Genomic DNA, 8,015 nt, shown 5'->3' on the forward strand with positions numbered 1-8,015 from the left:
CGCGGACTCCATTTTTTTTATTCAAAATCACTCTAAATTTACAATAAATTTATAGTGCCAGCTAGTTTCTCAATTAAATTCTTGGCGTTAGTCTAACTCTTGAAATCAATATTTCTATACCCTTTAGCTTCATAGCTAGTTAAAGTCAGCTTTAGATGAACTGTAAAGACACCTGCCTTATGTTCTATAATTTCTACTGAAACCACATGAGCTCGGTTTATATAAAAAACCCACCCCAATCAACATTCAATACTCCCTGTTTTTATATTACATTTTATTTTAAGCGTAAAAAAACTCGCATTAGCGAGCTTTATTTAGTGGCGGTTATATACAAATTCGCCAAGTTATCACAAATATGCCATAACCCGTATATACAAGCAAGCACTACTTTTTGAGTAAACCAGAAATAAGATTAGGGTAGCGGCCAGAGATAAAGGCTAATCCACACTTGGTATCTTGTTGGATCTGGATAATTGACGTTTCTCTATTGGTAGCAATTTCTCTTACTGACTCATTCATAACAAAGCGTGCCCAAACTACATCCATCCACTCTTGTAATGGTTCACTCTCAATCTGCCGTATATCTAAAATAATCCGTTGAAATGCTCTTGCCTCATTGTCGGTTATTTGACAGGTCACTCCACGGCGTACAACTGGTTCTCTAAAACTTTCATCATTCATATATTTTGCAATGAGCTGCTCACGTTGTTTCTGGTTCAACTTACGCGTGGGCAATGATTTGTAGACCAGACGCTTGACTTCAGTATTGCCATTCATCCAGGCACCAAATTGACGGAACCAGTCCTCAGTACTAAAACGTGTCCAATCCGTTGTTTGCATAATTGTTACTGCTGCATTCATCACTTAAAGCCCCCTAATAACCTTTCAATCTGCCGAACCGCCAAACCGCTTTTCACTTGCTCTGTACTAAACCGTAAAACCTGATAACCCAGCACTGTAGCCGCATTATACTTTTCCATATCGTGAATAAACCCTTTACCCCGTGTATGCCTGCCACCTGTCCAGATCCCGCCTTCCACCTCAACTAAAATCTTTGTTTCTAAAATATGAAAGTCTGCTCGCCATTGTCGTTTAGGATGAAAGTAAAACTCCTGTACGAAGCCAATCTTGAGCGCTTTAAGATCGCTGGCCAGCTTTGCCTCTCCCTCACTTTCAACCTTCTCTCCCTTCATTTTGTTCTGCCGCTTGGCCTTTTTACGTGTCTTGGTACCATAGAGTTTGTGGTATTCAGCTACTGATATGCTGGTCATACAGAAGTCCCAAATAAATCTCTATACTGAGCAGCTGGGTTTAACCATATGCATTCCGTTCTAAGGTCGGTGCCGCGACCGGACGAAATACGAGCCTTAGTTTCTACACGCTGCCACCCTTTCAACGTATCGTCATAAAATTCACTCGGGTAACCCGAAAGCATGACCATTCCTTCTAGATCGAGTAGTGTTTCAAGTAATTCTTTATGTTCTGCATCACCCATTTCGTGGCGATAGACACGTCCAATTTTTGCACCTTCGTATCGGGTATCGTGGACATACGGCGGGTCAACATAATGCAAAGTAGTTGGTGCATCGTGATCTTTTAAAATTTGGATTGCCGGACGGTTCTCGATCAAAACACCGCTAAGCCTTTGGCCGATTACGCTCAGATGTTCTGGATATGTAGCCCACAGTGATTGTGCTGTGCCGTACTGGCGCTTAGTATCAATACGAAAGCCTGTAATACCCTTAGTGGCTCCAGCAGAACCAAAGCCCATCTGAGCTCGAATAATTGTACGGCGTGCACGCTCTATTGAATCTTCAGCAACCTCCCAAGAGTTTTCAAATTCTTCACGGCTGTAAGGCGTTAGGATTAATTGCTCAATAAGTTTTTCTCTCGAGCTAGAACTTCGAAGTACCTTAAATAGATTGACGATATCGCCATCAAGGTCGTTATAAACCTCGGCGTACGCTCGTGGCTTTTGCAGAAGAACTCCAGCTGCTCCGCCGAATGTCTCTGTGTAACAGTTATGGTTCGGCATATGAGCAATTACCCAATGCGCTAAACGAAATTTCCCGCCGTGGTACCGGATCAATGGGTGCTTCATATTGCACCCCCTAGTCGAGCATCAGCCCAATTGCATTCGACCACAGTCAGGCTACCCTGCTGAAATCTGGACCATAAACGATCTCCCAAATCTGAAATCAGTCCAGGTATAGTTTTTCCGGTGCCATCTTTTGTGTCATGTAATGTCATGTTTGAAATCAGCATGGTTGGCTTCATACGGTCATAACGTGCATATAAAACTTTATGGACCAGTTCACGGCGCTTATCCCGATCATGCAGTCCGTATTCATCCAGGATTAGTAGGTCATACTGGGTAAACTCATGAATCACTGATTTCTCGGTGATGTCCGGATTCTTTTTGTCCCATGCATCCATGATTCGCTGTGCCATTTCCTCACTGGTGATATAACGGGCATACATCCCTCTAGTGAGCAATGTACGCGCTGAAGCACAAGCCAGATGAGTTTTTCCTGTACCGGTCTTACCCACCATCACAAAGTTATTTTTAACGCCACTCAAAATGGATTGAACGTAAGAGACAGCACTGTTTACTGCGTTCTGCTGACCTGCATGTCTAACGGTATAGTTCTTGAACCGTGAACCTGCATGATGTTCTGGAAGCGTAGCGCCAGCAAAATGCTTTTCACGAACCATCTGGTCTACTTCGTGCTGACGGTTCTGATTTTGTTGATTTACCAATTCAATCGCACACTGCGGGCAGATCTGGTTTGGTCCAGCTTTCACTTTTGCAATGTTGTGTTCAGTGCACAGTTCCTGGACGCTTTGAAGTCCACCTGTGAGCATAGCCATAGCGTTCATTCAAAGTCCTCCGGGATGTCAACCTGTTCCACTGCTGCGTATTCAACAGCTGGTATTTGATTCCATGCTTCATTGACGTTCAGGCTTGTATTAGTTTTCTGGTTACGGTTTTCAGAGGATCTGGTTTTTACAGGAGGTCTCTGAAAGCTACGTTTTACCCATTTCACAAAATTCATGTACATCTGGGTATCTGTGATCAGCTCAGCTTTGAGTTTTGTTTCGTAGTGAGCGTTGATTTCAAGAAGCAGTTCTTGAACCAAGGATTCAGTCATTGGCATAACGCCTGAACGTTGCAACCATGCGTTGAGCTGATTGATATCTGGAGTCCAGAGATTTAAGACCTCATCCACTGATTTCTCAGGCGGAACCTGTGTATGTATATTTTTAATATTTTCTTTTAAATATATTTCTTTTACAGGGTGACATGCCATGTCACTGGTGGCAGTAGCATGTGATGTCACTGGTGCAGTAGCATGGCATGTACCCGGTACATCAGATGCAGCTACATGGCGTGTCACTGGTTTTAGGTTTTGACCAGTAGCATGAGATGTTACTGGTTGCTCCTGACCACTAACATGGGGTGTTACTGGTTTAATAGGTAAGCGGTTTTCGAAAGTAAGACTGTAGACATTACTTTTTCCAGTTTCTTTATAGATACTGACCAGTTGATACTTAGCCAATTCAGCCATGTATTTGCGTATGGTACGATTATCTCTTATACCGGTAACTTTCATCACTAATGCCTCACCCATGGATTTTTGCTCCAGATGAAAGCCATTGATGTGGCGATTTAAGAAAATCAGGCACTTGATAGCCTCGCCACTTAATGCAGCTAGATAACCTTCATCGCAAATAAAATTAGGGAGGTCTGTATAGCCCTCTTGCTTTTGTGTAGACATTCGAGCCTCTCTAACTGGTTGCTGAGGCTGTTTAAACGGGATTACTTGAGCTGCTGTCATACTTCACCCGCCTTAGGCTTCACATAGCCTCCAAACGCTTCAACCGTTCCTGATTTCACCAGACTCGCCACCACTTCACTGGCCATCCAGTCATTAATACGGCAACGGCGCGCCAGCCGCTCAGCCAAATCAGTTTTTCGTACAGCGGCGTTGTTTACGTCCTGATTTCGGACACGCAGATTGTTTTGATTACGCTTAAACAGCTCATCAAGAATTCTTAAAGCCGGATCATAGAAAGACTGCACTTGCTGTAAGTGTCTATAATCAGCATCAGCGTTATTAATTGCAGAGTTCATAGGGCCTCCTGCTGTAGTGAAGACACGAACAGAGCTACAGGTTCGACAAAGCAGCGTTTGGCCTTACGACTTTTCAAAAGAGGTTTAGCCATTGAACTGCTTTTATCCTGTTTCAGATCAACAGGTTTGCTATTGCTAGCGAGTTCTGATAAATTCTTTTTCATAATTCATTCATGCCTGTATGAGTTAGAAAAAGCCTGATTTCGCACGTCAGGCTTTTTCATTTTTTACGGTTTGTGTAGTAGCGGTATATTTCTGCATTTGCTTGTAAGCTGCTTGATCAGCCGCTTTAGCAAACTCAATAATTCGTGTAAAAATACCGTGAATCTCTTCATACTCTGCCGGTGTAATCACACCATCTTCATAAGCTTCATAGACTTTCTGGTTGGCCTGCCCGTTACAGATATTTGCCTGCATCATGGCCTCGATCACAGATAACTCTCGATGCTTGTCGCCTTCGCAACCTGTCGGGATTAGCGCGAGATTCAGCTTATGGGCCCATACTTTAAGTACCGCCGGGTTTTCTGTGTATTCGAGCATGGCCTCAAATTTTTTAAGACTCGGCTGATAATCCATATTCGGATTGCCGTAATTCAGAACGGTTTTATGAGAGTCGCCGATTACTTCAGCAATCTGTTTTGCATCAATACCTGGTGTGTGACGGATCATCTTATACAGTGCAGCTTGTGCTTCTTTGCTAAATTCCATCTGTGAATCCTTCTGTTTATTCACGTTTACTTGTGGCGATATTTAAGGAAAAATATTAAGCAGCAGGTTTAATCTTTTGCTCGTGTAGACGCTTCAGACCTTCAGCAATTGAATAAGAAATTCGCTTTCCTTTTTTTCCGGTTTTTAAATCGGAAATATAGAGCATGAAACACTTTCAGCAATTTGCTGTTGGGTCATTGCTCCCTGTTGCTTATCAAGCAAATCGTTAATTAATTGACTCCAATCAGTCATTTTGTTAGCTCAGATAATTGCTATAGTGATAATTTATCTTTATTGCGATATTTAATCAACCGCCAAAGCGATACTTTTTTGTATCACAATAGCGATATTGATAAAAAGGATATTAAAAATGTCGATAGGTAACCGTATTCGTACCTTGCGCCGATCGCTTAACCTTTCCCAACCGGAATTAGCCAAGCTTGCTAAGGTGGGACAATCAACTATTTCTGATCTTGAAAATGATAAGAAAGGTACTTCTGCAGAAAAGATGGATTCTATTGCTGCGGCATTGGGCACCTCTTCAAAATACCTTTTAACTGGTAAAGAAGAAGTAACTAGCAAAACAAAAAATGAAGGAGAGTTCTTAAAGAACTCTATTCCGCTTGATGATCAAGTAGAAATTAAGTTTTTCGAGGATGTTGCTTTTTCATGTGGTGATGGGTCATTTGTTGACGCGCTTGAAAAGGAAGCTAAGCGAATAACGGTAAGTAGTACACCGCTAAGGGAGCGAAATATTAATAGTAATAATTGTGTAGCAATGCCGGCCACAGGAGACTCAATGTTTCCAACAATAAAGGATCGGGATATTGTATATGTAGATATAGATAGGAAAACAATAAAAGATGGAAAAGTATTTGCAGTCTGTCATGGCGGATTGTTTAAATTTAAAAGGCTTTATCAGTTACCTTTGGGCGGTGTGCGAATCGTCAGTGATAATGCTGCAGAGTATCCAGAAGAACGACTAACTGCACAAGATATTATTGACCAGCAATTTGAAGTAATAGGTTGGGCATGGTCTTGGCAATCAATGGAAAACTGGTAAGGAATATAAAAACTTATTTTCCAGTAAGCAAGATTTTAATAACTAAAATCTTGAAAACTAAATAATAATTAAATGGGGTATTTATGGAAAATTTTATTCAAAGACTTAAAAGTCATATTGAACATGTAAAAAAAGTTGGTGAGCACTGCACTACAGAGGAAACAACTAAACAAGCATTAATTTTACCATTACTTGATATATTAGGATTCAATCCATACGATCCAACAAAAGTATTGGCTGAATTTGCCGCAGACTTTCCTGGTGTTAAAGCAACAGAGCGTGTCGATTATGCATTGTATTGCAATGGACAACCTGTGATGTTTATCGAGGCTAAGCCATTTGTTGCTAACCTAACTAATCATGCTCCTCAGTTATCAAGGTATTTTAATAGCCGTCTCGGTGTAACCATTGGAGCGATTACAAATGGTAGAGAATGGCGTTTTTTTACAGATTTAATAAATACAAATGTAATGGATGAAAAGCCATTTCTAACAATTGACTTCACCAAAGCCAATCCCGAAGATTTAACCCAACTGGCAGAATTTAAACATGATAACTTCCATGCAGAGAAATTAAGATTTTTTGCTGAAGAGAATCAATATATTCAGCAATTCAAAGCCGTAATTAAAAAGAGCATTAATGAGGTGGATATTGATTTTGTTCGATATGTTGCTCAACAGGCAAGTATTCAACGACAACTAAATACTAAATTTCTTGAGTCTATACAGCCATTTGTTAAGCAAGCAGTGCAGCAGGCAATTAGTGACACAGTAGTTAAAGGACTATCTTCTCCTACAGTTATTACAGCACAACCAGTTGAGCAAAAAATAGTTGAGCCTAAAGCAAAAGAAATCATAGAAGAAAAACCAGACTTTATTGTGAATCCAGATAATGAAAAAATTATTACAACAAAAGATGAGCAAGAATTATTAAGAATAGTGAATGAATTACTTCCTGGTGTTGCTTTGGAAGGTAGAGATACTGAAAGTTATTACTCTGTACTTTTTCAGGGTAAGACAAATAGATGGTTGTTTCGTTACGATGTAAATCGAAAACGGCATACTATTCAATTTATTGTTCCTATTGATGATTTACGTAGAAGCGAACTAGAGCGAGCGGGTTTAGAAGTTCAAAATAACGGACAAATTTTCCTAGAAAAGCCAGAATATATATATCGCATGGTGGGGGTATTAAAAGATAGCCTTGAGCACTGCATGAATGATGAAAATTTTAAGCGCACTTCTAGTTAGGGTGTGTTGACACTTTTAGCTTAAAAAAATAGCGAAGTAGTAAAATCAAATCACCAAACCCAATTTTACTATTCGCTATGCCTCGTACCATGCTGACAGATCAACACTGGCAAAAGTTGAAAGTTATTCTGCGTAATTTATCCATTCACCACAACTCAAATTTACGCAATTTTATTGAAGCTATTCTCTATAGAATTAGAACAGGCTGTCCGTGGCGAGTTATTCCTTCTTGTTTTGGTCATTCAAACTCTATTTTCAAACGTTTTAATCGTTGGTCAAGCAGCGGTAAGTTACTTAGATTATTCAAATTACTAGCTTCATGCCCCGATATGGAGTGGATTTTTATTGATGGCTCTCATGTACGTGCTCATCAACATTCTGCCGGCATAGCGAATCAATCTATTTCTAAAAGTGTAGGAGGAAACTCCTCAAAAATACATTTGATTGTTGATGCACATGGCAATCCTATTGATTTCATGATTACCGATGGAACCACACATGATGTTAAAGTTGCGCCTGATTTAATATCAACATTAGATTTAAAAGAGACAAAAGTGGTATGCGCAGATAAAGGCTATGATTCAGAACCACTGCGTGAACAGATCAGGAAAACAGGGACTAAAGCGAATATACCAAAGAAAACGAATAGCCAATCGAACAATGACCATATGGACTGGTATTTATATAAAGTCAGGCATTTAGTTGAAAATATGTTTTGTAGATTAAAGCAATTTAGAGGAATAGCTACTCGATATGACAAGCTCAAAAGAAATTATCAAAGTTCTGTTGCTTTAGCCTGTATATTTTTATGGTTACCTTTATAGGGTTAATTATGAACAGTAAGTATCAACAGACCCTA

10 protein-coding genes and 1 pseudogene are annotated in these 8,015 nt (G+C 40.1%); 3 read left to right on the forward strand and 8 right to left on the reverse strand.

The window, feature by feature from the left end:
* Positions 1–384 precede the first annotated feature (384 nt).
* Genes B3R63_RS03980 through B3R63_RS04015 form a run of 8 tightly spaced genes read right to left on the reverse strand, consistent with a single transcriptional unit; the run spans position 385 to position 4,843 of the window.
* Positions 385–861, reverse strand: a complete 477-nt coding sequence (locus B3R63_RS03980; RefSeq protein ID WP_286728376.1) for a hypothetical protein — start codon at positions 859–861, stop codon at positions 385–387.
* The gene (locus B3R63_RS03985; RefSeq protein ID WP_286728367.1) at positions 861–1,271 is read right to left on the reverse strand and encodes a DUF559 domain-containing protein; all 411 of its coding nucleotides are present in this window, start codon (positions 1,269–1,271) and stop codon (positions 861–863) included. Before B3R63_RS03985 ends, B3R63_RS03980 begins: the two co-directional genes overlap by 1 nt.
* Positions 1,268–2,101 carry a DNA adenine methylase gene (locus tag B3R63_RS03990; RefSeq protein ID WP_034675370.1) on the reverse strand — a complete coding sequence of 278 codons (834 nt, stop codon included), beginning with the start codon at positions 2,099–2,101 and terminating at the stop codon, positions 1,268–1,270. The genes B3R63_RS03985 and B3R63_RS03990 overlap by 4 nt, the downstream gene beginning before the upstream one ends.
* Positions 2,098–2,880 (reverse strand): ATP-binding protein, encoded by a 783-nt coding sequence (locus tag B3R63_RS03995; protein ID WP_286728368.1) that lies wholly within the window; start codon positions 2,878–2,880, stop codon positions 2,098–2,100. Before B3R63_RS03995 ends, B3R63_RS03990 begins: the two co-directional genes overlap by 4 nt.
* Positions 2,877–3,839 (reverse strand): replication protein, encoded by a 963-nt coding sequence (locus B3R63_RS04000; protein WP_286728369.1) that lies wholly within the window; start codon positions 3,837–3,839, stop codon positions 2,877–2,879. Before B3R63_RS04000 ends, B3R63_RS03995 begins: the two co-directional genes overlap by 4 nt.
* Positions 3,836–4,135 carry a hypothetical protein gene (locus B3R63_RS04005; RefSeq protein ID WP_046206326.1) on the reverse strand — a complete coding sequence of 100 codons (300 nt, stop codon included), beginning with the start codon at positions 4,133–4,135 and terminating at the stop codon, positions 3,836–3,838. The genes B3R63_RS04000 and B3R63_RS04005 overlap by 4 nt, the downstream gene beginning before the upstream one ends.
* Positions 4,132–4,299, reverse strand: a complete 168-nt coding sequence (locus B3R63_RS04010; RefSeq protein ID WP_017401039.1) for a hypothetical protein — start codon at positions 4,297–4,299, stop codon at positions 4,132–4,134. The genes B3R63_RS04005 and B3R63_RS04010 overlap by 4 nt, the downstream gene beginning before the upstream one ends.
* 46 nt (positions 4,300–4,345) lie before the next feature.
* Entirely contained in the window at positions 4,346–4,843 is a 498-nt protein-coding gene (locus B3R63_RS04015; RefSeq protein WP_017401040.1) for a phage regulatory CII family protein, read from the reverse strand.
* Between the two features lie 370 nt (positions 4,844–5,213).
* Here B3R63_RS04015 and B3R63_RS04025 point away from each other — a divergent pair, with 370 nt between their 5' ends.
* From B3R63_RS04025 to B3R63_RS04035, 3 genes and pseudogenes are all read left to right on the forward strand, one after another.
* Positions 5,214–5,906 carry an XRE family transcriptional regulator gene (locus B3R63_RS04025; protein ID WP_286728370.1) on the forward strand — a complete coding sequence of 231 codons (693 nt, stop codon included), beginning with the start codon at positions 5,214–5,216 and terminating at the stop codon, positions 5,904–5,906.
* An 83-nt stretch (positions 5,907–5,989) separates the two neighbouring features.
* Positions 5,990–7,156 carry a type I restriction endonuclease gene (locus B3R63_RS04030; protein WP_286728371.1) on the forward strand — a complete coding sequence of 389 codons (1,167 nt, stop codon included), beginning with the start codon at positions 5,990–5,992 and terminating at the stop codon, positions 7,154–7,156.
* A 77-nt stretch (positions 7,157–7,233) separates the two neighbouring features.
* Positions 7,234–7,999, forward strand: a pseudogene (locus B3R63_RS04035) (IS5-like element ISAba31 family transposase).
* The last annotated feature ends 16 nt before the right edge of the window (positions 8,000–8,015 follow it).

Source organism: Acinetobacter sp. UBA1297, from assembly GCF_002307755.1.
Classification (GTDB): domain Bacteria; phylum Pseudomonadota; class Gammaproteobacteria; order Pseudomonadales; family Moraxellaceae; genus Acinetobacter; species Acinetobacter radioresistens.

Bases quoted from the DNA above. Each gene is read 5' to 3' on its own strand.
- B3R63_RS03995 (WP_286728368.1), bottom strand. From the start codon at position 2,880: ATGAACGCTATGGCTATGCTCACAGGTGGACTTCAAAGCGTCCAGGAA.
- B3R63_RS04025 (WP_286728370.1), top strand. From the start codon at position 5,214: ATGTCGATAGGTAACCGTATTCGTACCTTGCGCCGATCGCTTAACCTT.
- B3R63_RS04015 (WP_017401040.1), bottom strand. From the start codon at position 4,843: ATGGAATTTAGCAAAGAAGCACAAGCTGCACTGTATAAGATGATCCGT.
- B3R63_RS04005 (WP_046206326.1), bottom strand. From the start codon at position 4,135: ATGAACTCTGCAATTAATAACGCTGATGCTGATTATAGACACTTACAG.
- B3R63_RS03980 (WP_286728376.1), bottom strand. From the start codon at position 861: ATGAATGCAGCAGTAACAATTATGCAAACAACGGATTGGACACGTTTT.
- B3R63_RS04010 (WP_017401039.1), bottom strand. From the start codon at position 4,299: ATGAAAAAGAATTTATCAGAACTCGCTAGCAATAGCAAACCTGTTGAT.
- B3R63_RS04030 (WP_286728371.1), top strand. From the start codon at position 5,990: ATGGAAAATTTTATTCAAAGACTTAAAAGTCATATTGAACATGTAAAA.
- B3R63_RS04000 (WP_286728369.1), bottom strand. From the start codon at position 3,839: ATGACAGCAGCTCAAGTAATCCCGTTTAAACAGCCTCAGCAACCAGTT.
- B3R63_RS03985 (WP_286728367.1), bottom strand. From the start codon at position 1,271: ATGACCAGCATATCAGTAGCTGAATACCACAAACTCTATGGTACCAAG.
- B3R63_RS03990 (WP_034675370.1), bottom strand. From the start codon at position 2,101: ATGAAGCACCCATTGATCCGGTACCACGGCGGGAAATTTCGTTTAGCG.